This is a genomic window from Pseudomonas crudilactis, assembly GCF_013433315.1.
Taxonomy (GTDB): Bacteria; Pseudomonadota; Gammaproteobacteria; order Pseudomonadales; family Pseudomonadaceae; genus Aquipseudomonas; species Aquipseudomonas crudilactis.
On sequence record NZ_WXVV01000015.1, the window covers coordinates 118,340 to 142,412 of the forward strand.

Here is a 24,073-nt window from a genome sequence, read left to right on the forward strand (position 1 = left end):
TCCAGACAAAAGCTTCAGGCATAAAAAAACCGCCTCTTTCGAGGCGGTTTCTTTTTTACCTTAGCGCTGGATTATTCAGCGAGCTTGAAGGTGATGAAGCTGGCACGACCTTGACGCAGTACGCGCATCGACACCGAACGATTCTTCGGCAGCGCTTTGGCGATCTCGCCGAACTCCTTGCTGGAACCGATGGCCTGGTTGTTCAGGTGCGTGATCACGTCACCTGGCTGCAGACCGATCAACGCCGCAGGACCGTCCTGCACTTCCTTGATCACCACACCACCTTTGAGGTCGTAGGTTTTCTTCTGCTCGGCAGTCAGTTCGCCTACCGAAACACCGAGGCGATTGCTGGTGCTTTCAGTACCGGACTTCGGCAGTGCATCCAGCTCTTTGTCTTCGTCCGGGATGGCGCCGACGGTCAGCTCGACGTTCTTGCGCTTGCCTTCACGAATCACTTCCAGATTGGCTTTGGCGCCAGCTTTCAGTGCGCCGACCAGATGTGGCAGGTCAGCAGACATGACGATCGGCTGGCCGTTCATGCTCAGGATCACGTCACCAACTTGCAGGCCACCCTTCGCTGCCGGGCCGTCATCCTGAATCTGCGCAACCAGCGCGCCGGCCGGTTTATCCAGACCGAACGACTCGGCGAGATCCTTGTTCACTTCCTGGATGACTACGCCCAGCCAGCCACGACTGACCTTGCCACCGCTCTTCAACTGATTGGAAACGTCCATCGCCACATCGATCGGGATCGCGAACGACACGCCCATGAAGCCGCCGGAACGGGTGTAGATCTGTGAATTGATACCGACCACTTCGCCGTTCAGATTAAACAGCGGGCCACCGGAGTTACCCGGGTTGATCGGCACGTCAGTCTGGATGAACGGCACGTAGTTTTCGTTTGGCAGACTGCGGCCGACAGCACTGACGATGCCCTGAGTCACAGTATGGTCAAAACCGAATGGCGAACCGATTGCCACGACCCACTGACCGGCTTTCAGGTCCTGGGATTTGCCGAGTTTGAGCACCGGCAGATCTTTGCCTTCAATTTTCAGCAAAGCCACGTCGGAGCGCGGGTCGGTGCCGATCAGTTTGGCTTTCATTTCGCTGCGGTCGGCGAGGCGGACGAGGATTTCGTCGGCATCGGCAATCACATGATTGTTGGTGAGGATGTAACCGTCCGGAGAAATGATGAAGCCCGAACCCAGCGACTGCGCTTCACGCTGCCGACCACCACCGCCCGGCGAGCGCTGCTGAGGCGGCATGCCACGTTCGAAGAACTCGCGCAGCATCGGCGGCAGGCCTTCCAGGTCAGGCATCTGCTGGTTCACTTTGCGATCCGGCAGTTTCTGCGTGGTACTGATGTTCACCACGGCTGGCGAAGCTTGTTCGACCAATTGGGTGAAGTCAGGCAGATCGGCCGCTTGCGCAGCAGGCACCGCCTGACCGAGCAACAGCACAGTGGCGAAAATGGAGAGATAAGATTTCAAACTTGGTATCGACATACAGCTCCCGTTACGACGAGCAGGGTTAAGCGATATGGAGCAAGGAACACCGTAAACCACCGACCGGCATTTTTGTTCCGGCAACAACAAACAAGGCCAGAGCCGTGAGGCTCTGACCTATAAAAAATTTTCGGGGTATTTGCAAATGAAAATGCTCAGCAAACATTTCATCTACGTCTCGACGAAGAAGTGGTAATGACTGAAATCAGCTCACTGCTTGCTGGTTGCAGCGCCATCGGTATTACGCATCGACAGAGCAATTCGTTCGGCGGTGCCAATCGGAATCTCGCCAACCACCGTGACCATCATTTCGCCGTCGGGGGTAGTCAGGCGACGAGAAACGGCAACGGTCGGGCCAAGTTGAGTCCGCGTATCGGTCACTGTTGCACCGTTCAACGGCTCGAGGAACACCGAGAAACGCGCCAGACCATCGTCATACAGCAAGCTGTTGACCTGAGTCTTGGTTTCCGGATCTTTGTGCGAGGTGCTGCTGGTCAATTCAAAACCCGGCGGCAGCCATTCAGAATGCCAGACCTGAGCGGTCTTGACGGCCGAAGCCTTGTCGCTGTCGAGCGTAATCGCTTTACAGTCGGCATCGGCCTGCAAATCTTTGTCCGACGGGACTTCGTCAGTATCGAGACTGGTGAACTGGAAGCGTTCGAGCAACTGCCCCTTGTCGTTCAACAGTAATGACTTCAAAGGCAAGCCCGTTTTCTTGTCCAGGTGCAGCTCAAAACCGTAGCGATGCTGGTCGCGAGGCGTCAGCGATACAATCACCGCGTCTCGCCCAGCCACGCGCGATTTGCCAATGACGGCAAGGTCATACCAGTTTTTCAGCTTTTGCGGATCGAGAGGACGAGCGGCTGAGTTGGGAGAATCCCCCAGCCCGGCAATCAGGGTGCCGCTGACGCATTGAGTGTGTCCATCAATGCGCACGACTTCCTGCGCAGAGCCGTCGAGCTGGAGTAAACGCTCGCGGACCTGGCCATTCTGGACGCGATGCCAGATGTTATGGGTAGAAAAGCTACCGTTACGCTCGTAAACGAATGTGCCGTGAAAGCTTTGCTGCTGCTCGGCCTGGCCCAGACGGGTCAACCAGTCCTGGGCCTCATCAGCGTGGGCTGGAACAATGAACCAGCCGCTTAGCAGAAGCGAAAGTAGAGGTATGGCGCGCATGATCCTCCTTAACGGTTTTCCAAACTTGCAGCACGTGCGTAAGGCAACGCGCTTTCAGTACCTTTCAGTGCAGCCTGTTGAGCATGCTGGCGCAAGTAACCTGGCAGACGCTGATCGTGCCAGCCTGGCTGACCTTGCAGTACGCCGTTAGCCATCGGGCCAGTGGCTTCCGAACTCTCGCTATAGCCTGCCAGAACAGCCGGACCTTTGACCTGTGGGGTCGCCAGGGTTGGCTGATTGGATTGCTGAGCCAGTTCGACGCCAGCGATTTCGTCCTGGTTGTACAGGCGAACACCAGCCAGAACGGCAACAGTCACCGAGGCCGCAACAGCCAGGCGACCGAGGTTGCGCCATGGGCTGCGAGATACTTTGGCCGGAGCCGTTTCGTCTTCCAGTGCAGCAGATACTGCCGCAGCGATATCCAGACGCGGAAGCAGCAGATCCTTGTGCATGGCTGCCCGAGCGATCTGGTAACGAGCCCAGGTCTCACGGGTTTCTACGTCGTCCAGTGCATTGAGCACTCGACGCAATTCCAGTTCGTCCGCTTCGTTATCCATCACTGCGGACAGCGATTCCTGCAGGGCTTCACGACTCATGGCGTTCCTCTCTTGGCTGTCGCCGCTGTCTCAGTTTTCCTGCAACAACGGCTGCAGGGCTTTATCGATGGCCTCCCGAGCGCGGAAAATCCGGGAGCGCACGGTACCCACCGGACATTGCATGACGCTCGCAATGTCCTCGTAACTCAGACCATCGAATTCACGTAAAGTTAAAGCCGTACGCAAATCCTCTGGCAGTTGCTGAATGGTTCGATGGACGGTGCCTTCGATCTCATCCCGCAGCAGTGCCCGTTCTGGTGACTCGAGATCCTTGAGGCCGTGATCGCCATCGTAGAACTCTGCATCCTCGGAACTTACATCGCTATCCGGCGGCCGGCGGCCGCGTGAAACCAGGTAATTCTTTGCCGTGTTAATGGCAATACGGTACAGCCACGTATAAAACGCACTGTCGCCGCGAAAGTTTCCAAGTGCTCGATACGCCTTGATAAAGGCTTCCTGAGCCACGTCCTGGGCTTCATGGGTGTCGTGCACAAAACGCACGATCAACCCGAGAATCTTGTGCTGATACTTCAGCACCAACAGATCGAAAGCTCGCTTGTCGCCGCGCTGAACGCGCTCGACCAGCTGCTGATCCTCTTCCTGGGTTAGCATGAACACTCCTCGATAAGCCCGAAGGAGACTTGCATAACTAAACGACCAGACTTGCAAACATAGACTCGGGCTTTTCGCAAAAGTTCTCCCCCTCCAGGCAAGTTTCCTGCGGGCTCTGATTTGGCACGCACGAAAAACGCAGCGCGGGATAAACCGGCTGCGCGAATAATCTTGTTATCGGTTTCGCCGGGCAGGAATCCAACCGCAGATTCCGCACTGAAGCCGACACGTCCCTTGTTTCTGGCACCGACTATTGATCTTGGGCCTTTGGCAAAAGTTCCAATTATTTATAGCCGCACCGCCCGGACATTGGGCAACCCAGGGCAGAAAAATCCTGTTTCAGCGCCGATACAGTCGTGTTCTACCCAAAAGGGTGAAAAAAACTTCCGACGAAGCACGCGGTTTTTTCCTACGCAGTAGTTTCACAATGCCATGTCGGCTCGGCTATTGTGCCGCCCCACCCCTCTATATACTAGTGGGCTGTGTGGCTGTCTTGACTCGCCGATCCAGCTGTCTTGCGCCACCCCCGACCCGGGTCGCTTTGAGCGGAATCCTGTAATGAGCCAACAATTCCAACACGATGTTCTGGTCATTGGCAGCGGTGCTGCCGGTTTGAGTCTCGCGCTGACCCTGCCGGGTCATTTGCGCATTGCCGTTTTGAGTAAAGGCGATCTGGCCAACGGTTCGACCTTCTGGGCCCAGGGTGGCGTCGCCGCCGTGCTCGACGACACTGATACTGTCGAATCCCATGTTGATGACACCCTGAACGCCGGTGGCGGTCTGTGCCATGAAGACGCCGTGCGTTTCACTGTGGAGCACAGCCGCGAAGCCATCCAGTGGCTGATCGACCAAGGCGTGCCCTTCACCCGCGACGATCAATCCGGCACTGAAGATGGCGGATTCGAATTTCATCTGACCCGCGAAGGCGGTCACAGCCACCGTCGCATCATCCATGCGGCCGATGCTACCGGCGCGGCAATCTTCAAAACCTTGCTGGCTCAGGCCAAAGAGCGTTCGAACATCGAATTGCTGGAGCAGCGGGTTGCCGTTGATCTGATTACCGAACGCCGTTTAGGCATGGAAGGCGAGCGCTGCCTCGGCGCCTACGTACTCAACCGCAAAACCGGTGAAGTCGATACCTACGGCGCACGTTTTGTGATTCTGGCCTCCGGCGGCGCGGCCAAGGTTTACCTCTACACCAGCAACCCCGACGGCGCCTGCGGTGATGGCATCGCCATGGCCTGGCGCTCCGGCTGCCGGGTGGCGAACCTGGAATTCAACCAGTTCCACCCGACCTGCCTGTACCACCCACAAGCGAAAAGCTTCCTTATTACCGAAGCTCTGCGCGGCGAAGGCGCACACCTGAAGCTGCCGAACGGCGAGCGCTTCATGTATCGCTTCGACAAACGCGCCGAACTGGCACCGCGCGACATCGTCGCCCGGGCGATCGACCATGAAATGAAGCGCCTGGGTGTCGACTGCGTCTATCTCGACATCAGTCACAAGCCCGAAGACTTCATCAAGACGCACTTCCCCACTGTTTATGAGCGCTGCCTCGGTTTCGGTATCGACATCACCAAACAACCTATTCCGGTCGTACCCGCCGCGCACTACACCTGCGGTGGCGTGATGGTCGATCAACAAGGTCGCACCGATGTGCCGGGCTTGTATGCCATCGGCGAAACCAGCTTCACCGGCCTGCACGGCGCCAACCGCATGGCCAGCAACTCGCTGCTGGAATGTTTCGTCTATGCCCGTTCGGCAGCAGCCGACATCCTCGCGCAACTGGACGACGTCGCCGCGCCAAGCGCCCTGCCCGCCTGGGACGCCAGCCAGGTCACCGACTCCGACGAAGACGTGATCATCGCGCACAACTGGGATGAGTTACGGCGGTTCATGTGGGACTACGTCGGCATCGTGCGCACCAACAAGCGCCTGCAACGGGCGCAGCACCGCGTGCGTCTGCTGCTGGACGAGATCGACGAGTTCTACAGCAACTATAAAGTCAGCCGCGACCTGATCGAGTTGCGCAACCTGGCGCAGGTCGCCGAACTGATGATCTGCTCAGCCATGGAGCGCAAGGAAAGTCGCGGTTTGCATTACACCCTCGACTATCCGGACATGCTGCCCGAGGCGCTCGACACTATTCTGGTGCCGCCCACCTACGCCGGCTGAACTTGAGTCGTACTCGCAGACGTCGGTGCAGATCCGCCGTTTGCGAGTCCCGTGGCACGCAGATCGATCTGACCCGCCATTCGCCGCGCAATCTGAATCTCAGCACCACAATCAGCGGTAACGCGAGACTGTCCGGGCGCAGCTGTACCGCCTGCCAGCCGTCCGCCTGATTCCACAACTGCCAGCCATCGGCGTCCCGGCGCAATCCGCAAAAGGCCCGACGGTGATTGAGCAGAATCTGCCGAGGTAGCACCCAAATCCCGTGAAGCAGGCACGCGAACGCCCCAAGCAAACTGGCCCAGAGTGGAATCGACAGCAGAAACAATGCGCCCAGCGCGAACGCCTGGGCCAACAGATACGCCGCCAGCAACTGCCACGAGGCATGCCAGCGGCATTCGAACGTGTTACTTGGGCTGGACACGGTCCAGGATCATGCGAACCATGCGCTGCAGTTCCGGATCTTCAGACTCGCTGCGCTCCATGAACCAGCCGAACATGTCCTGATCCTCGCACGTCAGCAGACGCACATACAGATCGCGATCCACCTGGTTCAACGTCGCGTAAACCTCCTGCACGAACGGCACCAGCAACACGTCAAGCTCAAGCATGCCGCGACGGCTGTGCCAAAACAGGCGATTCAGTTCAACTTGCTCGACCATGGGGCCCTCCTCAAATTTGCCGGCAAGTATACAGCCCCCACGCGGGTCGCACAGTCGGCTTTGGTCGGGCACCACCGATCCTTTATCAACTACCCATTTCACCGACGCACCCTTATGATGTGCCCCAGTCTATTTACCCTGCGATGACCCATGGCCGATTCTGCTTTTTTCTGCACCCTGTCTCATGAAGGCGTTCTCGCGGTTCGCGGCGCGGATGCCGGAAAATTCCTGCAAGGCCAGTTGACCTGCAACCTTAATTACCTGAGCGACAGCCGTGCCAGCCTTGGCGCACGTTGCACGCAGAAAGGCCGGATGCAGTCGAGCTTCCGCATTCTGCTCGAAGGTGACGGCGTGGTGCTGGCGATGGCCAGCGAGCTGCTGGAGCCGCAACTGGCGGACCTGAAAAAGTACGCGGTGTTCTCCAAGTCGAAACTGACCGACGAAAGCGCCGCCTGGGTGCGCTTCGGCCTGGCACATGGCGACAGTGCCTTGACCAGCCTCGGTCTGGACCTGCCGGCAGAAACCGACAGCGTCGTGCGCAGCGAAGGCCTGATCGCCATTCGCGTCTCGCCGGATCGCGCCGAACTCTGGGCGCCGGCCGATCAGGCTGACGCGATCAAAGCCAAATTGTCCGCAGTCCTGTCTGAAGCCGAGCTGAATCAATGGCTGCTGGGCCAGATCCGTGCCGGTATCGGCCAGGTCATGCCGAGCACCCGCGAGCTGTTCATCCCACAGATGCTCAACCTGCAAGCCGTCGGCGGCGTGAGCTTCAAGAAAGGCTGCTACACCGGCCAGGAAATCGTCGCGCGCATGCAGTACCTGGGCAAACTCAAGCGTCGTCTGTATCACCTGAGCCTGGACGCTGCCGAGTTGCCGGAGCCTGGCACGCAATTGTTCGCGCCAAGCCACAACAGCTCCATCGGCGAAGTGGTGCTGGCCGCCAAGGCCGGGCAAAACATTGAACTCCTGGCGGTGCTGCAGGCCGAAGCAGCCGAAGCCGGTGATTTGCATCTGGGCACCCTCGAAGGTCCCGCGCTGCATCTGCTCGACCTGCCTTACGAACTGGATCGCGACCGCGAAATCCAGCGCTGATCGCAGCATTTGTTGCAACACCCTAGAGAGTTTAAATGAGCGAACTGGCGGAAAAAGTCCAACAGGATTTGGTTGAGGCCATCGATAACGATGACCTGGTTCTGCCCACGTTGCCGGAAGTGGCCCTGCAGATTCGCAAGGCCGCTGAAGACCCGGAAATCAGCGTCAGCGACCTGAGCAAAGTGATCGGCCGTGACACCGCGCTGTCGGCGCGCCTGATCAAAGTGGTCAACAGCCCGCTGCTGCGCGCTGCACAGGAAGTCACCGACCTGCACACCGCCATCACCCGATTAGGCATCAACTACAGCAGCAACCTGGCGATTGGTCTGGTGATGGAGCAGATCTTCCACGCCCGCTCAGAAGTGGTCGAACAGAAGATGCGCGAAGTCTGGCGCAAGAGCCTGGAGATTGCCGGGGTCAGTTATGCATTGTGCCGCCGCTACACACAGCTAAAACCTGATCAGGCCGCGCTCGGTGGGCTGGTGCATCAGATCGGCGTGCTGCCGATTCTGACTTACGCCGAGGATCACTACGAACTGTTGTCGGATCCGGTCAGCCTCAATCATGTAATCGACCATATTCACCCGCTGCTTGGCGACAAGTTGCTGCGGGTCTGGGAGTTCCCTGAGCGGCTGGTGGAACTGCCGGGGCGCTATCAAGACTTCAAGCGCGATTCGACTGCCATCGACTATGTCGATCTGGTGCAAGTGGCCAGTCTGTACTGCCACAAGGACACTGATCATCCGTTTGCGCGGATTGATCCAATGACAGTTCCGGCGTTCAGAAAGCTTGGGATTGATCCGGAAAACAAAGCGCTGTGTGAAGATCTGGAAGAGTCGCGGACGATGTTTTACTGATCCGAGACCGAGGCGCGACCTTCGCGAGCAAGCTCGCGAAGAGGCCGGCAAGAACACCGCAGAATCACCCGGCGATAAAACTGACCCGCACCTTCAACCCCGCCTGCTCACCATCATGCAGACTGATCTGCGCCAGATGCGCCCGACAGATCTCGCCGACAATCGCCAAGCCCAGGCCAGAACCCGCCACCTGCTGATTACGCCGGTAGAACCGCTCAAACACCCGGTCGCGCTCCTCCAACGGAATGCCCGGCCCGTCATCTTCAACCTCAAGCACCGCTGGCGCCGTCACCCGCAATATCACGTTACCGCCCGGTGGCGTATGCGCCAAAGCGTTGTCCACCAGATTGCTCAGCAGTTCGTTCAGCAGCGTCGGCTCACCGCGCAACCACACCGGTTCGTCCGCCTCCAGCGCCAGCGCTACCCCGCGCTTGTGCGCCAGTGGTGCCATGGCCATGCCCAGCTCTCGGGCCAACTGGCTCAGATCGAGCAACTGCGCACCACCCTCGGCAATCGCCCGCGCGCCGTTTTCGACGCGCGCCAGTGACAACAATTGATTGGCCAGATGGGTCAGGCGGTCGGTGCTTTGCGCCGAGGATTCCAATGTCGTGCGCCACGTCTCGGGTTCGTTTGAACGCAGCCCCAATTCAAGTCGCGCCTTCAGCGCCGCCAAGGGTGTGCGTAGTTCATGGGCCGCATCGGCGATGAACTGCGCCTGCCGTTCGAACTGACCGCGCAGTCGTTCGGTGAAGTGATTGAGCCCGCGCACCAGCGGCCATAGTTCATGCTGCACTTCGACCAATGGCAGCGGGCGCAAGTCGTCGGGCTGACGCTCTTCCACCGCCGTGCGCAACCGCTCCAGCGGTCGTAAGGCGGCACTGACCGCAAACCACACCAGCAACAATGCGCCAATCGCCAGCATGCCCAAACGCAGCAAGGTATCGGCGGCCAGACTGCGCGCCATGCTCACCCGCGCCTCGTCGGTTTCGGCGACGCGGATTTCCGCCATGCCGTTCATGTTCGGTTCGGTCACTGCTTTCAGCAGGCTGACCACGCGCACGTTCTGCCCTTTGTAGGTGGCGTTGTAGAAACGCGCCAACGCGGGATAGCTGTCGGTGCGCGGCGTCCCCGGTGGAGGGCCGGGGAGGTTTTCGTAGCCGGAAATCAGCTTCTGATGGATATCGTTGACCTGATAGTAAATCCGCCCGGCGCTGTCATAAGCGAAGGTGTCGAGTGCGACGTAGGGCACATCGGCGCTCAATGTACCGTCACGTTGCGACAGGCCTGCGGCGATGGTCCGCGCCGAGGCCAGCAGCGTGCGGTCGTAGGCCGTGTCGGCAGCTTCACGACCATTCCAGTACGCGCTCAAACCGCTGGCGAGCATCAACACCACCAGCAGCAATGCGAGGTTCCACAGCAAGCGCCAGCGCAGGCTGCTGGGCTTATGCATCGCGGCTTTCCAGCAGATAGCCGAGGCCGCGGAAAGTCACGATCGCCACCGGTTGGCCGTCGAGTTTTTTGCGCAAACGGTGCACGTAGATTTCGATCGCGTCGGGACTGGCTTCTTCGTCGAGGCCGAACACCTGCGCGGCCAACTGTTCCTTGCTCATCACCCGACCTGGGCGGGCGATCAGTGCTTCCAGCACCGCTTGTTCGCGGGACGTCAGCGTCAGCAATTCCTCGCCGAGGGTGAAGCGCCGGGTGTCAAGGTCGTAGGCCAGCACGCCGCAGCGCTGCTGGCGTTCGCCGCCCAGTACACTGCGGCGCAGCAAGGCTTTGACCCGTGCTTCCAGTTCAGTCAGCTCGAAAGGCTTGGCGAGGTAATCGTCGGCGCCGAGATTGAGGCCATGGACGCGATCCTTCACATCGCTGCGCGCCGTCAGCATCAACACCGGCAGATTCTTGCCGCGTGCGCGCAAGCGCGCGAGCACCTCGAAACCGTCCATGCGCGGCAAGCCGACATCGAGGATCGCCACGGCGTATTCCTCGCTGCTCAAGGCCAGATCGGCGGCCACGCCATCGTGCAACACATCCACGGTCAGACCGGTGCTCTTGAGCGCCTGAGCGACACTTTCGGCCAGTTGCAGATGGTCTTCGACGAGCAGGACACGCATGGATTTTTACCTCGTTCAGGGATGGCCGGCGCCACGCTTTGCCGCGGAGTTTACAGCCGCAACCGCCGCTGTGAAGCCCGAAAGCCGTGAAAGTCTGCTGAAAGGTTAGCGAAAGGTTAGCCCGTTAGAGTCGGCCCACGGACAGTTCCGACTGCCGTCGCTGATGCCACACAGCGTAAAGAAAAACGCCACGAAGCGTTTTCGACCAATAAGAACAATAAACGGAGTACCCCGCATGCCGTCCATGCAGACCAAGGCACCTGTGCCTGCTCGCCCTTCCCGTTTCAGCCACACCGCCCTTGCCAGTGCCGCCGCTCTTGCCGGTTTTTCGCCGTTGAGTTTTGCCGACTTCATCGAAGACAGCAGCGCCACTTTCGAAACCCGCAACATGTATTTCAACCGCGACTTTCGCGATGGCACCAGCGCCCAGCAATCCAAGCGTGATGAATGGGCCCAGGGCTTCATGCTCAATCTGCAATCGGGTTACACCGACGGCACCGTGGGGTTCGGTGTCGATGCGTTAGGCATGCTCGGCGTCAAACTCGATTCAAGCCCGGACCGTACCGGCACCGGCCTGCTGCCGACCCACGACGATGGGCGCGCGGCAGACGAGTACTCGAAAGTCGGCCTGACCGGCAAAGTAAAAATTTCCGCCACCGAGCTGAAAATCGGCAGCCTGATTCCTGAACTGCCGATCCTCAAGCCCAACGACGGGCGCATCCTGCCGCAGACCTTTGAAGGTGGCTTGCTGACCTCCAAAGAGATCAAGAACCTGACCTTCACCGGTGGTCGACTGGAGAAAGCCAAGGATCGCGACAGCACCGATTTCGAGGACATCGCCCTCAACAACAAGAACAGCCGTTTTGCTGGCACCGCTGCCGGCAAGCACTTTGATTTTGGCGGCGTGGACTACAAGTTCACCGACAAGATCACCGGCAGTTACCACTTCGCCCAGCTCGACGAAGTCTACAACCAGCACTTCTTCGGTCTCGTGGCCTCACGTCCGATGGGCCCAGGCACGTTTGCCACCGACCTGCGTTTTGCCGTCAGTGATGACCAGGGCGCAGCCCGTGGTGGCGAGATCGACAACCGCTCGCTCAACGGTCTGGTCAGCTATGCGCTGAGCGGCCACAAGTTCAGCGCCGGTTATCAGCACATGTCTGGCGACAGCGCCTTCCCTTATGTCGATGGCAGCGACCCGTACCTGGTCAACTTCGTGCAGATCAACGACTTCGCCGGTGCTGAAGAACGCTCCTGGCAGGCTCGCTACGACTTCGACTTCGCCAAACTTGGCATTCCAGGCCTGAGCTTCATGAGCCGCTACTTGAGCGGTGACAACATCAAGCTCAAGAACGGTGAAGAAGGCAAAGAGTGGGAACGCAACACCGAGATCAAATATGTAGTACAAAGCGGCGCCTTGAAGGATGTCGCCGTGCGTTTGCGTAATGCCACTTACCGCTCCAACTACTCGGCTCGCGATGCAGACGAAGTGCGTTTGCTGGTGAGCTATAGCGTTGCACTTTGGTAAATGCCCGTAAGTGAAAAACACGTCGAATAACAACAATGCCCGTGGAGAATCGAATGAACCTGTCACTGCGTAAAGTTGCACTGGCCGCCAGTTGCATCCTGTTTGCCGGCCAACTGATGGCCGAACCGAAACGTCCGGAATGTATCGCCCCGGCTTCCCCCGGCGGTGGTTTCGACCTGACCTGCAAACTGGCGCAGAGCGCCTTGGTCAACCAGAAACTGCTGACCAAACCGATGCGCGTGACCTACATGCCCGGCGGTGTCGGCGCGGTGGCGTACAACGCCGTGGTCGCGCAACGTCCGGCCGATGCCGGCACGCTGGTGGCGTGGTCGAGCGGTTCGCTGTTGAACCTGGCTCAGGGCAAGTTCGGTCGCTTCGATGAGACCAACGTGCGCTGGCTGGCAGCGGTTGGCACCAGCTACGGCGCCATCGCGGTGAAGAGCGATTCGCCCTACAAGACCCTCGACGATCTCGTTCAGGCACTGAAGAAAGATCCAAGCTCCGTGGTGATCGGCTCCGGCGGCACCGTCGGCAGCCAGGACTGGATGCAAACTGCACTGATCGCCAAGGCTGCCGGGATCAACCCGCGTGACCTGCGTTACGTGGCGCTCGAAGGTGGCGGAGAAATCGCCACGGCCCTGCTCGGCGGGCACATCCAGGTCGGCAGTACCGACATCTCCGACTCCATGCCGCACATCCAGAGCGGTGACATGCGCCTGCTCGCGGTGTTCGCCGACAAACGTCTCGACGAGCCGGAGATGAAAGACATCCCGACCGCTCGCGAGCAAGGCTATGACATTGTCTGGCCAGTGGTACGCGGCTTCTACCTCGGGCCAAAAGTCAGCGATGAAGACTACGCCTGGTGGAAAGACGCGTTCGACAAACTGCTGGCCTCCGAGGATTTCGCCAAGCTGCGCGATCAGCGTGAACTGTTCCCGTTCGCCATGACCGGCCCGGAACTGGACACCTACGTGAAGAAGCAGGTGGCGGACTACAAAGTGCTGGCCAAAGAGTTCGGCCTGATCCAGTGATCGCCTCTGTCTAGCGGCTGCGTTCCCGATGACGGGGACGCGGCACAGGAGCTCCCATGCTTATTCAACGCATTTTCGCCTCAGTGCTGTTGCTGGTCTGTGCCGGCCTGGCACTGATGGCGTGGCCGTACCAAGCGGCTTTTTCCTACGAACCGGTGGGCCCGCGCGCCTTCCCTCTGCTGATGCTCGGCCTGATGGGCGCGGCGCTGCTGTACATGGTGTTCCGCCCGGCACCGATCAAACACAGCGATGACGAGCCGCCACTGGATCGCGAAACCCTGATCAAGATCGCCGCTTGCGTCGTCCTGCTGCTGGTATTCGCCGGCACGTTCGAACCCCTGGGTTTCATCATCGCCAGCATCATCACCGGCGTTCCGATGGCTCGCCTGTACGGCGGCCGCTGGCTACCGAGTGTGGTGATCATCAGCCTGATGGCGATCGGTCTTTACCTGCTGTTCGACCGTGTAATGGACGTTCCGCTGCCTCTCGGCCTGCTCAGCGTTCTGGAGAACTGATATGGATACTCTTGGCTATTTGGGTCAGGGTTTCGGCGTCGCGCTGAGCCCGTACAACCTGGTGACTGCGCTGTGCGGCACACTGATCGGCACCGTCGTCGGCCTGTTGCCGGGCCTGGGCCCGATCAACGGCGTAGCATTGCTGATCCCGATCGCATTTGCCCTCGGCCTGCCACCGGAGTCGGCGTTGATCCTGCTGGCAGCGGTGTATCTGGGCTGCGAATACGGCGGCCGGATCAGTTCGATCCTGCTGAACATTCCAGGCGAAGCCTCCACCGTGATGACCACCCTCGACGGTTACCCGATGGCCCGCAAAGGCCTTGCCGGTGTGGCGCTGTCGCTGTCGGCGTGGAGTTCGTTCATAGGCGCGTTCATTGCCACCTGCGGCATGGTCCTCTTCGCACCGTTGCTGGCGAAATGGGCGATTGCTTTTGGCCCCGCGGAATATTTTGTGCTGATGGTGTTTGCGATCGTCTGTCTCGGCGGCATGGCCGGTGACCGTCCGCTGAAAACATTCATTGCCGCGTTGATCGGTCTGTTCCTGTCAACGGTCGGCATCGATGCCAACAGCGGTGTGTACCGCTTCACCGGCGACAACATTCACCTGACCGACGGCATTCAGTTCGTCGTGTTGGTGCTGGGTCTGTTCTCGATCAGCGAAATTCTCCTGCTGCTGGAAAAAACCCACCATGGCCAGGAAGCGGTGAAAGCCACCGGCCGGATGATGTTCAACTTCAAGGAAGCGGCCTCGGTATTCGTGGTCAACGTCCGTTGCGGCGTGCTGGGTTTCATCATGGGCGTGTTGCCGGGTGCCGGCGCGACCCTCGCCAGTGCCGTGGCCTATATGACCGAAAAACGTCTGGCCGGCGCCAGCGGCAAGTTCGGTGAAGGTGACCCCCGTGGCCTCGCCGCGCCGGAAACCGCGATCGGCGGCGCAGCCTGCGGTGCGCTGGTGCCGATGCTGACCCTCGGCGTACCCGGCTCGGGCACCACGGCGGTGATGATCGGCGCCCTGTCGCTGTACAACATCACCCCGGGTCCGCTGCTGTTCCAGCAGCAACCGGACATCGTCTGGGGCCTGATCGCCTCGTTGTTCATCGCCAACATCATGCTGGTGATCCTCAACATCCCGATGATCCGCATCTTCACCCGCATCCTTGCCGTGCCGAACTGGGCACTGGTGCCAGTGATCGCGATCATCACCGGGATCGGCGTCTACGCGGTGCACGCCACTACGTTCGACCTGTTCCTGATGATCGGTATCGGCATCTTCGGTTACATCCTGCGCAAGCTGGACTTCCCGCTGTCGCCACTGCTGTTGGGCTTCATCCTCGGTGAGTTGATGGAGCAGAACCTGCGTCGCGCCCTGTCGATCTCCAACGGTGCGCTGGAAATCCTCTGGTCGAGCCCGATCACCCTCGGTGTCTGGGTGCTGACGGCGATCATGCTGCTGATGCCGATCATCCGCATCTGGCGCAAACGTTCGGTCGCGCGTCGCGCCATTGCCGATGTTTGATCGCGCTTCACTGAAATCCTGGTGGGGAACCCCGCTGGTCGGTCTGCTTGGCGGTTACCTCGCCAGCCAGATCGGCTGGCCACTGCCGTGGATGGTCGGCTCGTTGCTGGCGATCATCCTCGTGCGCTGCCTGACCCCGTGGCAACTGACGGAAATCCCTGGCGGCCGCAAGTGCGGTCAGTGGATCGTCGGCATCGGGATTGGCCTGCACTTCACCCCGGTGGTGATGGAGCAGGTGCTCAGTCATTTCGGATTGATCTTCTTCGGTGCGCTGGTCACCAGTTTGTCGGCGGTGGTCGGCGTCTGGCTGATGCGCCGCACCGGCGAGGATCGCGCCACAGCATTTTTTTCCAGCATGCCCGGCGGTTCCGGGGAGATGGTCAACCTCGGCGCCCGTAACGGCGCGATGCTCAGCCACGTCGCGGCGGGGCAAAGTTTGCGGGTGCTGGTGGTGGTGCTGTGTGTGCCGGCGGCGTTCAAGTACCTGCTCGGCGATGGCAACCCGATTTCTCACGCTGGCAGCGTCGATTGGTACTGGCTGGCGATTCTGTTTCCGGCGGGCGGTCTGCTCGCCTGGCTCTGGCAGCGTTTGCGCCAACCCAATCCGTGGCTGTTCGGACCGTTGCTGGTGAGTGCGGCGGTGAGCATTGGCTGGGATTTACACATTGGTTTGCCCAATGGCGGCAGTCAGATTGGTCAGTGGTTGATTGGCAGCGGTCTGGGTTGTCACTTCAATCGGCAGTTTTTCCGCCGTGCGCCTTCATTCATGGGGCGGACATTGATCGGCACGGCGTTGACCATGTTGATTGCGACACTGGCGGCGTTGGGGTTGAGTGCTTTGACCCATCTGGATCTGCGTTCGCTGACGCTGGGCATGATGCCCGGCGGGATTGCCGAGATGAGTCTGACGGCGGAGACGCTGCAATTGTCGGTGCCGTTGGTGACGGCGATGCAGGTGATGCGGTTGCTGTTTGTGCTGTTTCTGGCGGAGCCGTTGTTCAAGTACTGGAATCGTAATCCCGAGTAAGTCTGCAAGACCGAGTTGCCTTCTTCGCGAGCAAGCTCGCTCCCACATTGGTCATGTGAACGCCGCAAAACCAATGTGGGAGCGAGCTTGCTCGCGAAGGGGCCCGCTCAGCCAACCGATCAAATCGACGGCAAACGCCACTCGATCGGCGTCTCGCCATTCTGCTCGAGAAACTTGTTGGTCCGGCTGAAGTGTCCACAACCCAAGAACCCGCGATATGCCGACAATGGTGACGGATGCACCGACGTCAGCACCAGATGCTTGGTCGCATCGATCAGCTTCTGCTTGCTCTGCGCATGGGCGCCCCAAAGCATGAACACCAGATGCGGCTGGCGCTCGCTGACCAGTTCAATGATCCGGTCGGTGAAAAACTGCCAGCCCTTGTCTTTATGCGCATTGGCGTTGGCGCGCTCGACGGTCATGGTGGTGTTGATCATCAACACGCCCTGATCGGCCCAGCTCTGCAGGTAACCGTGATTGGGAATGTCGATGTTGAGGTCGCGCTTCAACTCTTTATAGATGTTGACCAGCGACGGCGGCGCCGGCACGCCCGGCTGCACCGAAAAGCACAAACCGTGGGCCTGACCCGGGCCGTGATACGGGTCCTGGCCGAGGATCACCACTTTCACTTTATCCAGCGGCGTCGAATTCAGTGCGTTGAAAATCATCGGCCCCGGCGGATAGATTTCCTTGCCGGCCGCCCGCTCCTGCTGCAGAAACTGGCGCAACTCTGCCATGTAAGGTTGGTCGAACTCAGCACGCAGTGCCTCCTTCCAGCTCGGTTCGAGTTTGATACGGTCGTCAGCAGTCATGGTCATACCCGGCAAAAACAATGGGGCGAACCCTAGGAAAGCCGACCACGCTTGTCAATTGCTCTGACACAGATCCGGCACTTTCCCACACAACGATCATACTGATCGTTCAAATTCCCGATCGAGGTCACGATGAATCTGCACTTCGAAGAACTCACCGGCACCGACGGCGCCCGCATCGGTATCGCCAGCCTGGATGCTGAAAAAACGCTGAACGCGCTGTCCCTGCCGATGATCAACGCCCTCAGCGACAAACTGAACGCCTGGGCCAAGGATCCACAAATCGTCTGTGTGTTGCTGCGCGGCAACGGTGCCAAGGCCTTCTGCGCCGGCGGCGAGGTGCGCAGTCTGGTTGAGGCCTGTCGCGCCCATCCTGGTGAAGTTCCGCCACTGGCCGCGCAGTTTTTCAGCGCGGAATATCGCCTGGATTACAGCCTGCACACCTATCCGAAACCGTTGATCTGCTGGGGCCATGGTTACGTGCTCGGTGGCGGTATGGGCCTGCTGCAAGGCGCCAGTACGCGGATTGTCACGCCGAGCAGCCGTCTGGCGATGCCGGAAATCAGCATTGGTTTGTATCCGGACGTCGGCGCCAGTTGGTTTCTCGCCCGGCTGCCGGGCAAGCTCGGTTTGTTCCTCGGCCTGACCGGTGCGCACATGAACGCTCGTGATGCGATCGATCTGGATCTGGCCGACCGCTTCCTGCTCGACGAACAACAACCACAACTGATCGAAGGCCTGTTGCAGCTCAATTGGCAGGAACAGACCGACGTGCAACTCAACAGCCTGCTCAAGGCGTTGCAACAGGAAGCCGTGGCGCAGATGCCCGAAGCGCAGTGGCTGCCGCGTCGTCAGCAAATTGATGAATTACTGGATGTCAGTGACGTCACCTGTGCGTGGAAAGCCATCAGCCTGCAACGCGACAGCAGCGACTCCTTGATCGCCCGCGCGGCGAAAACCATGAGCGAAGGCTCACCGCTGACCGCGCATCTGGTCTGGGAACAGATCATCCGCGCCCGGCACATGTCGCTGGCGGAAGTTTTTCAGATGGAATACACCCTGAGTCTCAATTGCTGCCGGCATCCGGAATTCAGCGAAGGGGTTCGTGCACGGTTGATCGACAAGGATCAGAAGCCGCACTGGCATTGGCCGGATATCAATAACGTGCCGGATGCGGTAGTCGAGGCGCACTTTCACAAGGTCTGGGAGGGGCGGCATCCGTTGGCGGATCTGACGCAGTATTGAACTGACGCGATGCTCGCGATGACGACTGGATTCCCATCGCGAGCTGGCTCAATCGGTCGCCATACGACTCAGACATTCAGCTCGTAAAACTGAATGATCTCCGTCAACGCCCGCTGCGCTTCTTCGTCGCCCTTTATCAAAATGTCTTCGACATCCCTCAATGGCGGAAGAGGATGCAGACGTTCAGCAATCTGCATCGCGCTGTAGTCTTGAGTCGCTGTTCCTTCGCTGACTCTTATGAAGCCGATAGCGCTTTCGCCTGCGGAAAAATGATTGGAAACCCGGATTTTCGGTGCCATGCCGTAATCCACCACGATCACCAGATCATCGCGCTCACGGTGAAACTTCAAGTTGTCGATCGTCAGCCTGCGTTCGAAAAAGTCGATCCCGTCAAAGCCCTCTCCGCGATTGATGATCACGTCCCTGCCGAGGCCATCGTATCGGTAGATATCATTTCCGGCGCCGCCGGTTAGCGTGTCATTGCCCGGCCCACCCAACAGCAGATCATCACCGGGGCTGCCCGTGAGCACGTCATCCCCTTCCATGCCTCGGATTTCCCCCGCGCCGCTTATCGTGTCGTTGCCTCGACCACCGACTAACGGCAGCGCCCTTCCGTCTCGCAGAGACGTAAAACGCGTTGAATTGTTAACGGTTACACCCGTATGAAAAGTCTCGGGCGCAGGGCCCAGCTGACTTGACTCCAAGAGTTGTTTCAAACTCACGACCGCCCCATCGGCGAAATTCAAGAGCTCAATCCCGGCCCCCTCAAGGTCACCGTTGAGGGGCAAGACGATACGAACTTTCTGTATCCCACCCCAATTGATATCGAGTGTCGGATGGAGCATTTTCGCTCTTGGCGGATTGCGGTGTGCCCCGCGAACTGGGTTGGGTTCCAGCTCGACATGTGTGGTTTCTATCAGCGCAGCACCCCAGCTCAATTGCAGTGCATCGCGCTGCGCGTCTGCTGGAAGGACGACCGTGTCCTGATCGATCAACCCGTACTCGTCTTTCCACCCCGCTGCGCCAACTTCTGCTCGGTGGAAAACAGGGTTCGGCACATCCGCAATCGTGGTAGTTGCTCCGGCGTGCGCTTGCACGATGTAGGTGTCGGCACCGTCTTCACCATAAAGCCAATCATCCCCTGCCCCGCTGACCAGATAGTCGGCGCCCTCGGAGCCCAGCAAGGTATCGTCACCTGCACCTGCGGATAAAAACGCGCCCGGTGTTCTGTCGCCGACAGTGCCGTAGTCAAGTGGGGAGCCTGCATAAGCGACAATCAGATCGTCTCCCGCGCCGCCGTGGAAAACGTTTTCCACTTCAACGTTGACTCGCCCGCCGACATCGTCGCCAGAGACGATTTTGCGTTTGATCGTTTCAGTTGTGACATCCCAGCGAAATGCCTTGGGCACCGTTTCCCCCGAACCGAAGCTTGCTGCCGGATAGATGTACCAGCCCTCAAGCGCGCCGGATTCCTTACGGTCTTCAACCAATACATCTCCCGTATTGAATGAAAAGCCGGTGGCCGAGCCGGATCGATAATAGCGAGGCGCCTGCCTAGAAGAGGCTATCGCCCCATCGGCTTTCACCTGTTTATGTTCGACACGGGTTGTGGTTTTCGACTGCCTGTCACTGACCACGGCATGCCCCGCATCAACCTTCATCCATGGCGGCGTTTCAGACAGTGTTCCCGCTTCGACGCTGTCATCGCTCAGCTCGGTGTGAGTGATGTAACCGGTGTCGCTAGTCGTGATATGACTGCGAACCCAGACGCCTTGATCACTCAAGGTGAAACCTGTGGCATGTTTGCGGGCGTAGCGCCTGGATTTGATTTGCGCGAGGAATTTTTCAGTCCAGTCAACGGGGTGATCAGATGCCACAGGACGTTGCGCCGCGGTGGTTAAATCGTCTGGCTGAACCGGATCTTCAACTTTGCTTTGCTGGATTCCTGAGGCAGTTACAACTTCCGGTACAGGTGACTCGGGCACCTTTATCGGCGGCAATGTTTTGCGCAGGACATCCTCATAACCAAGTACAACACCATCGCTGAAACTGAATGTGGAATCCTTCCACTGCTCGTGACTCTTGATGAGTATCGCGTCGCCCGCGCCATTGGCCAGCCGCAATACCGTGCCGACGGCAACTTCGATAATGTCGGCTTTCAGACTTTGTGCGCAAAAGCCTGCGCCGAACCTGATGATGTTGCGGCCGCCGGTATCGGTAACAATATCCAGACCATCACCCGCGCCGAAATAGTAGACATCTGCACCGCCATGGCCTTCCAGCACGTCGTTACCGGCACCACCATCAAAAACGTTATTGCCTGAATCGCCACGAAGGTGGTCTACACCCTCCCCGCCCAACAACGTGTCGTCGCCACCACCGCCCAGCAAGGTATCGTTACCTGAACCACCGTCCAGATAATCTGCGCCGTGTTCAGCCTCCGCTGTCTGCTCGTAGTCGCCGGATAAAATGTCATCATCAGCGCCGCCATAAAGTGTGTCGGCGCCCAAGCCACCCAAAAGGGTATCGTTCCCTTCATCGCCTTGAAGGTAATCATTGTTGATTCCACCTGACTGCAGGTTGGACACATCGCCATCCATCGCGTCAGCTCCTGCCCCACCGATCAGGGTATCGGAGCCACCCATTCCCTGAAGTGTGTCATCGCCCGCTCCACCATCAAGTAAGTCATTACCGTGATAACGAACCGGATGCTCAGCATAATCCCCGGCCAGCGCGTCGTTACCTTCACCTCCGAACAGCAGATCACCCGCCCCACCGCCCCAGAGTGTGTCGTCTCCCGCGCCACCGTCGAGCAGGTCACTTCCAAAAAAGTGTGCGGCGTCACCGGCAACGCCGTTCAGTACATCGTCATCGCCCTTGAGAGTGTCATTGCCTGGACCACCATAAATCGCGTCGTTTCCACCGTTACCAGCGAGCCAATCATCGCCACTGCCACCGTCCAATACATCGTTGCCATGGTGTTTGCTTTGCAGGCCACCGCCCCAGTCGAGGTTATCTCCCATCATTGTGTCGTTACCGCTTCCTCCGGCCAGCGTGTCATTCCCGCCATCCCCTCCAAGAAGATCATCTTCAGTTCCGCCATCAAGCAGATCGTCGCCCCATCCACCATTGAGAACATCGCGACCGCCCTGGCCGTAGAGAACATCGTTATCGCCCTGCGTCGAACTATTAAAGGAGGCCTTTGACAAGACAGTTCGGTGACTGGTGACACCACCGTCTATAAGCATGTCGACGCGTTTGAATCCCCATTTCTGCTCCAGCGCGCCGGTCGTCTCATCCCCTGATAAAACGTCATCTCCCGAACCTCCAATCAGCGTATCCCGATCGTTACCGCCCAGAAGCACGTCCTGGGATGCCGTACCGATGAGCAAATCGTGGCCTGCCCCTCCATCAAGCCAATCGCCGCGAGTTGCTTTCCCTTTAGAGTCGCCAGCAGCCATGGCCTTTTCGAGCGTCGTCTGTTTATCCCCAAATAACTGATCGTTTCCGGCCTTGCCGAATAATCGATCAGAACCGCCAAGTCCGAGAATGATGTCGTCCTTGGCTGAGCCGTAAAGCACATCGGCCTTGTTTCTCTGTTTTACGTTGGCCAATAGCAAGGCGTTGCCCAACTCATCGTATGAGAACTGATCCCCGGGAACATTGGGGTCGGTATCTTTCGCTTTCCAGTCGCCCTGGAGAACCAGATCGAGAGCAGAGACCGTATGACCTTGGTATTCAGGAAGTCGGATACCCAGCATCCCCGGGCGGAAGTTCTTGATAACGACCAGATCGTTCAGACCATATTTGATGTTGAGCGTGGGTTGAGTGAGTTCTTCGATGAGGGTCAGGGTGATGGCCTGATCCTCGGTAGACCAGATATCGCTCAAAGGGGCGCGGCGTTTGAGTGAAGGAATCGGCGCGCCGTTGATCCACAGCTGTCCGTTTGCGTTGGCATCGAAGATCTCATCGATGCCATCACCGCTGGAAAACTCATAGCGGTCGCTGCCTTCGCCACCGATCAAAGAGTCGTTACCCTTGCCGCCGACCAGAACATCATCGCCGGCCATTCCGTACAGCGCATCATTGCCGTCGCCTCCGGCAAGCAAGTCGTTGCCGCGTCCACCCTCGATGACATCGTGACCTGCCAGTCCGTTGATCGTGTCATTGCCCGCGCCACCATACAGATGATCAGTGTTCGCACCGCCCGCGAAAGACCGCGCGCCGTCATCACCGAACATGACCAGCGGGTTCAACACACCGGTGGTCATCGGCACCTGTTTGGCTGAAGCAAGATCGGAGTAGGAAAACTTCTGCAGCGATTGTTCTGCAAACGAGCCCTGGGTTCGGGCAATCAACCGGGCCAACATCTGCGCACGATCGGCGAGCCATTGCGCGGTGATGAAACCTTCGCCGGTCAGCGGATCGTAGAGTTCCAGTCCGCGTCCGGGATAACCGTCATCGCGTTCAATGACGATTTCGCTTAGTTGCTTCAGGGAATTGCGCAACGACATGCCGATGGGGGTCGACTCGCCAGCCAGTTTTGCCCATGAATTCGCGTTTCCGTATTCACCTATTGATCGGGTGACGATGCTTTGGGACTGCTCTGGTGAAAATGCCGAGAAGAAGGCGTAAGCGTTGGTGGCGAAGGTTTCATCGGTGGTAGGTGGGGCTGCTGAATCGCCGTCGTAGGTGCGCTTGAACATGTCGAGGAATTCGTTCTGGCCATAGCGCAATATCAGGTCGACCACGACGGAAACCGGCGTGCCTTTCACCACATGCTGAATCAGCGGATTGAGGCTGCCACTGGCGAGGGCGATATTGATTTGCTCCGGCACCACCGAAAGCAGACTTTGCAATGGGTTGACGCCGAAATTGCTGATCGCCGCCCGCAGGCCGACACTGTATGAATCGATGGCGAACAGAATGTTTTTATAGTCATCGAGCCTGTTGGCTTTTGCTTGAGTCGGCGGGCCGCCATCTTCCCCCTGAGAATCACCAGCGGAGATCAATCTCCAGGTTTCATAGGGCGGCGCTCCACCCAACAGGCTGAATCCGACGGTCCCGGACCAACCGGCGTTATGGCTCACGGCTGTATCCTTCTCTCCACAAGCCTCACTGAACAGTGCCTTGCCGATCGCACTGGCATCAATCTCTGCAATCTGGCTGATGGACGGAACCGTCCAGGGTGCCAGTCGACCCGCTAGGGATCCGTCGATCAGGGTATTGATGAAATTGGCGGCGACCTGATTCGATGACAGCTGCATCAGGTCTTCACTGAAGATTTTATTCAATCTCAGTTCACCTTGCCGCGAGGTATAACCGCGAATCAGGGCGGAGTAGGCACCGTTTCCACCGTTGGCATCAATGGCCACGGCAAGCCAGAGCCTGGCGCTTTTCAGAATTTTTCCGGCGTCTTTGTCTACAGCGGTAACTTCGGATACTTTTCCACCGATAATATCGAATAGCTTTTTATACAGGGGAGCGCAGCTAGCCCCTGTTAATTTCAGCGCAAGATATTCAATATCCTCAGAATCGAACATCAGCCCCTTGCACATATTTGCTGCATTTAAAATTTCTGATTTTTCCAGATCATTAAAAACATAACTCATC

General features: G+C 58.7%; 19 protein-coding genes. 9 read left to right on the plus strand and 10 right to left on the minus strand.

All coding sequences use genetic code 11. The annotated features are described in order from the left end of the window. Positions 1–71 precede the first annotated feature (71 nt). The 4 genes from GTU76_RS17775 to rpoE form a co-directional block, all read right to left on the minus strand. Positions 72–1,505, minus strand: coding sequence for a DegQ family serine endoprotease (locus tag GTU76_RS17775; protein WP_016984699.1), 1,434 nt, complete (start codon positions 1,503–1,505; stop codon positions 72–74). 210 nt (positions 1,506–1,715) lie between these two features. After that, on the minus strand, positions 1,716–2,681 hold the full coding sequence (locus tag GTU76_RS17780) for a MucB/RseB C-terminal domain-containing protein (protein WP_016984700.1): 966 nt from the start codon (positions 2,679–2,681) through the stop codon (positions 1,716–1,718). A gap of 8 nt (positions 2,682–2,689) precedes the next feature. After that, entirely contained in the window at positions 2,690–3,277 is a 588-nt protein-coding gene (locus tag GTU76_RS17785) for a sigma-E factor negative regulatory protein (RefSeq protein WP_007911408.1), read from the minus strand. A 30-nt stretch (positions 3,278–3,307) separates the two neighbouring features. After that, the gene (rpoE, locus tag GTU76_RS17790) at positions 3,308–3,889 is read right to left on the minus strand and encodes an RNA polymerase sigma factor RpoE/AlgU (protein ID WP_003172477.1); all 582 of its coding nucleotides are present in this window, start codon (positions 3,887–3,889) and stop codon (positions 3,308–3,310) included. 558 nt (positions 3,890–4,447) lie between these two features. Between rpoE and nadB the strand changes: the two genes are divergently transcribed. Beyond that, positions 4,448–6,064 carry an L-aspartate oxidase gene (nadB, locus tag GTU76_RS17795; protein ID WP_016984701.1) on the plus strand — a complete coding sequence of 539 codons (1,617 nt, stop codon included), beginning with the start codon at positions 4,448–4,450 and terminating at the stop codon, positions 6,062–6,064. On the opposite strand, the gene GTU76_RS17800 is transcribed toward nadB, so the two are convergent. Both GTU76_RS17800 and GTU76_RS17805 read right to left on the minus strand, forming a co-directional pair. After that, positions 6,033–6,485 carry a protein YgfX gene (locus tag GTU76_RS17800; protein WP_016984702.1) on the minus strand — a complete coding sequence of 151 codons (453 nt, stop codon included), beginning with the start codon at positions 6,483–6,485 and terminating at the stop codon, positions 6,033–6,035. The two genes, nadB and GTU76_RS17800, sit on opposite strands and share 32 nt — an antisense overlap. Continuing rightward, complete coding sequence (locus GTU76_RS17805; protein WP_007911418.1) at positions 6,469–6,723, minus strand: FAD assembly factor SdhE; 255 nt, start codon at positions 6,721–6,723, stop codon at positions 6,469–6,471. Before GTU76_RS17805 ends, GTU76_RS17800 begins: the two co-directional genes overlap by 17 nt. A 150-nt stretch (positions 6,724–6,873) precedes the next feature. Between GTU76_RS17805 and ygfZ the strand changes: the two genes are divergently transcribed. After that, complete coding sequence (ygfZ, locus tag GTU76_RS17810) at positions 6,874–7,815, plus strand: CAF17-like 4Fe-4S cluster assembly/insertion protein YgfZ (RefSeq protein ID WP_175555101.1); 942 nt, start codon at positions 6,874–6,876, stop codon at positions 7,813–7,815. Positions 7,816–7,850: 35 nt separating this feature from the next. Beyond that, complete coding sequence (locus tag GTU76_RS17815; protein WP_016984704.1) at positions 7,851–8,672, plus strand: HDOD domain-containing protein; 822 nt, start codon at positions 7,851–7,853, stop codon at positions 8,670–8,672. A gap of 64 nt (positions 8,673–8,736) precedes the next feature. Here GTU76_RS17815 and GTU76_RS17820 read toward each other — a convergent pair whose 3' ends face one another. Both GTU76_RS17820 and GTU76_RS17825 read right to left on the minus strand, forming a co-directional pair. Beyond that, positions 8,737–10,122, minus strand: coding sequence for a sensor histidine kinase (locus GTU76_RS17820; protein WP_016984705.1), 1,386 nt, complete (start codon positions 10,120–10,122; stop codon positions 8,737–8,739). Next, the gene (locus tag GTU76_RS17825) at positions 10,115–10,786 is read right to left on the minus strand and encodes a response regulator (RefSeq protein ID WP_007898613.1); all 672 of its coding nucleotides are present in this window, start codon (positions 10,784–10,786) and stop codon (positions 10,115–10,117) included. Before GTU76_RS17825 ends, GTU76_RS17820 begins: the two co-directional genes overlap by 8 nt. 235 nt (positions 10,787–11,021) lie before the next feature. Between GTU76_RS17825 and GTU76_RS17830 the strand changes: the two genes are divergently transcribed. From GTU76_RS17830 to GTU76_RS17850, 5 genes are read left to right on the plus strand one after another with little or no spacing between them, the layout of a single operon-like run. Next, positions 11,022–12,314 carry an OprD family porin gene (locus GTU76_RS17830; protein ID WP_175555103.1) on the plus strand — a complete coding sequence of 431 codons (1,293 nt, stop codon included), beginning with the start codon at positions 11,022–11,024 and terminating at the stop codon, positions 12,312–12,314. A gap of 53 nt (positions 12,315–12,367) precedes the next feature. Then, positions 12,368–13,345 (plus strand): Bug family tripartite tricarboxylate transporter substrate binding protein, encoded by a 978-nt coding sequence (locus GTU76_RS17835; RefSeq protein ID WP_016984707.1) that lies wholly within the window; start codon positions 12,368–12,370, stop codon positions 13,343–13,345. Between the two features lie 56 nt (positions 13,346–13,401). Continuing rightward, a complete protein-coding gene (locus GTU76_RS17840) occupies positions 13,402–13,860 on the plus strand; it encodes a tripartite tricarboxylate transporter TctB family protein (RefSeq protein WP_016984708.1) in 459 nt (152 codons plus the stop codon). A gap of 1 nt (position 13,861) precedes the next feature. Beyond that, positions 13,862–15,376, plus strand: a complete 1,515-nt coding sequence (locus tag GTU76_RS17845) for a tripartite tricarboxylate transporter permease (RefSeq protein WP_016984709.1) — start codon at positions 13,862–13,864, stop codon at positions 15,374–15,376. Continuing rightward, entirely contained in the window at positions 15,369–16,403 is a 1,035-nt protein-coding gene (locus GTU76_RS17850; protein WP_016984710.1) for an AbrB family transcriptional regulator, read from the plus strand. The genes GTU76_RS17845 and GTU76_RS17850 overlap by 8 nt, the downstream gene beginning before the upstream one ends. A 119-nt stretch (positions 16,404–16,522) precedes the next feature. Here the strand turns inward: GTU76_RS17850 and ung are convergent, their stop codons facing one another. Next, entirely contained in the window at positions 16,523–17,215 is a 693-nt protein-coding gene (gene ung / locus GTU76_RS17855) for a uracil-DNA glycosylase (protein ID WP_026000577.1), read from the minus strand. 132 nt (positions 17,216–17,347) lie between these two features. Here ung and GTU76_RS17860 point away from each other — a divergent pair, with 132 nt between their 5' ends. Then, positions 17,348–18,460, plus strand: coding sequence for an enoyl-CoA hydratase/isomerase family protein (locus tag GTU76_RS17860; RefSeq protein WP_180699213.1), 1,113 nt, complete (start codon positions 17,348–17,350; stop codon positions 18,458–18,460). A gap of 68 nt (positions 18,461–18,528) precedes the next feature. Here the strand turns inward: GTU76_RS17860 and GTU76_RS30285 are convergent, their stop codons facing one another. After that, on the minus strand, positions 18,529–24,072 hold the full coding sequence (locus GTU76_RS30285) for a calcium-binding protein (protein ID WP_180699214.1): 5,544 nt from the start codon (positions 24,070–24,072) through the stop codon (positions 18,529–18,531). Position 24,073 lies beyond the last annotated feature (1 nt).

What these genes read in the sequence shown, in the direction of transcription:
- GTU76_RS17845 (WP_016984709.1), top strand. Translation starts at nt 13,862, where the DNA reads ATGGATACTCTTGGCTATTTGGGTCAGGGTTTCGGCGTCGCGCTGAGC.
- GTU76_RS17820 (WP_016984705.1), bottom strand. Translation starts at nt 10,122, where the DNA reads ATGCATAAGCCCAGCAGCCTGCGCTGGCGCTTGCTGTGGAACCTCGCA.
- GTU76_RS17835 (WP_016984707.1), top strand. Translation starts at nt 12,368, where the DNA reads ATGAACCTGTCACTGCGTAAAGTTGCACTGGCCGCCAGTTGCATCCTG.
- rpoE (WP_003172477.1), bottom strand. Translation starts at nt 3,889, where the DNA reads ATGCTAACCCAGGAAGAGGATCAGCAGCTGGTCGAGCGCGTTCAGCGC.
- nadB (WP_016984701.1), top strand. Translation starts at nt 4,448, where the DNA reads ATGAGCCAACAATTCCAACACGATGTTCTGGTCATTGGCAGCGGTGCT.
- GTU76_RS17825 (WP_007898613.1), bottom strand. Translation starts at nt 10,786, where the DNA reads ATGCGTGTCCTGCTCGTCGAAGACCATCTGCAACTGGCCGAAAGTGTC.
- GTU76_RS17780 (WP_016984700.1), bottom strand. Translation starts at nt 2,681, where the DNA reads ATGCGCGCCATACCTCTACTTTCGCTTCTGCTAAGCGGCTGGTTCATT.
- GTU76_RS17815 (WP_016984704.1), top strand. Translation starts at nt 7,851, where the DNA reads ATGAGCGAACTGGCGGAAAAAGTCCAACAGGATTTGGTTGAGGCCATC.
- ung (WP_026000577.1), bottom strand. Translation starts at nt 17,215, where the DNA reads ATGACTGCTGACGACCGTATCAAACTCGAACCGAGCTGGAAGGAGGCA.
- GTU76_RS17850 (WP_016984710.1), top strand. Translation starts at nt 15,369, where the DNA reads ATGTTTGATCGCGCTTCACTGAAATCCTGGTGGGGAACCCCGCTGGTC.
- GTU76_RS17775 (WP_016984699.1), bottom strand. Translation starts at nt 1,505, where the DNA reads ATGTCGATACCAAGTTTGAAATCTTATCTCTCCATTTTCGCCACTGTG.
- GTU76_RS30285 (WP_180699214.1), bottom strand. Translation starts at nt 24,072, where the DNA reads ATGAGTTATGTTTTTAATGATCTGGAAAAATCAGAAATTTTAAATGCA.
- GTU76_RS17860 (WP_180699213.1), top strand. Translation starts at nt 17,348, where the DNA reads ATGAATCTGCACTTCGAAGAACTCACCGGCACCGACGGCGCCCGCATC.
- GTU76_RS17785 (WP_007911408.1), bottom strand. Translation starts at nt 3,277, where the DNA reads ATGAGTCGTGAAGCCCTGCAGGAATCGCTGTCCGCAGTGATGGATAAC.
- GTU76_RS17830 (WP_175555103.1), top strand. Translation starts at nt 11,022, where the DNA reads ATGCCGTCCATGCAGACCAAGGCACCTGTGCCTGCTCGCCCTTCCCGT.
- GTU76_RS17805 (WP_007911418.1), bottom strand. Translation starts at nt 6,723, where the DNA reads ATGGTCGAGCAAGTTGAACTGAATCGCCTGTTTTGGCACAGCCGTCGC.
- GTU76_RS17840 (WP_016984708.1), top strand. Translation starts at nt 13,402, where the DNA reads ATGCTTATTCAACGCATTTTCGCCTCAGTGCTGTTGCTGGTCTGTGCC.
- ygfZ (WP_175555101.1), top strand. Translation starts at nt 6,874, where the DNA reads ATGGCCGATTCTGCTTTTTTCTGCACCCTGTCTCATGAAGGCGTTCTC.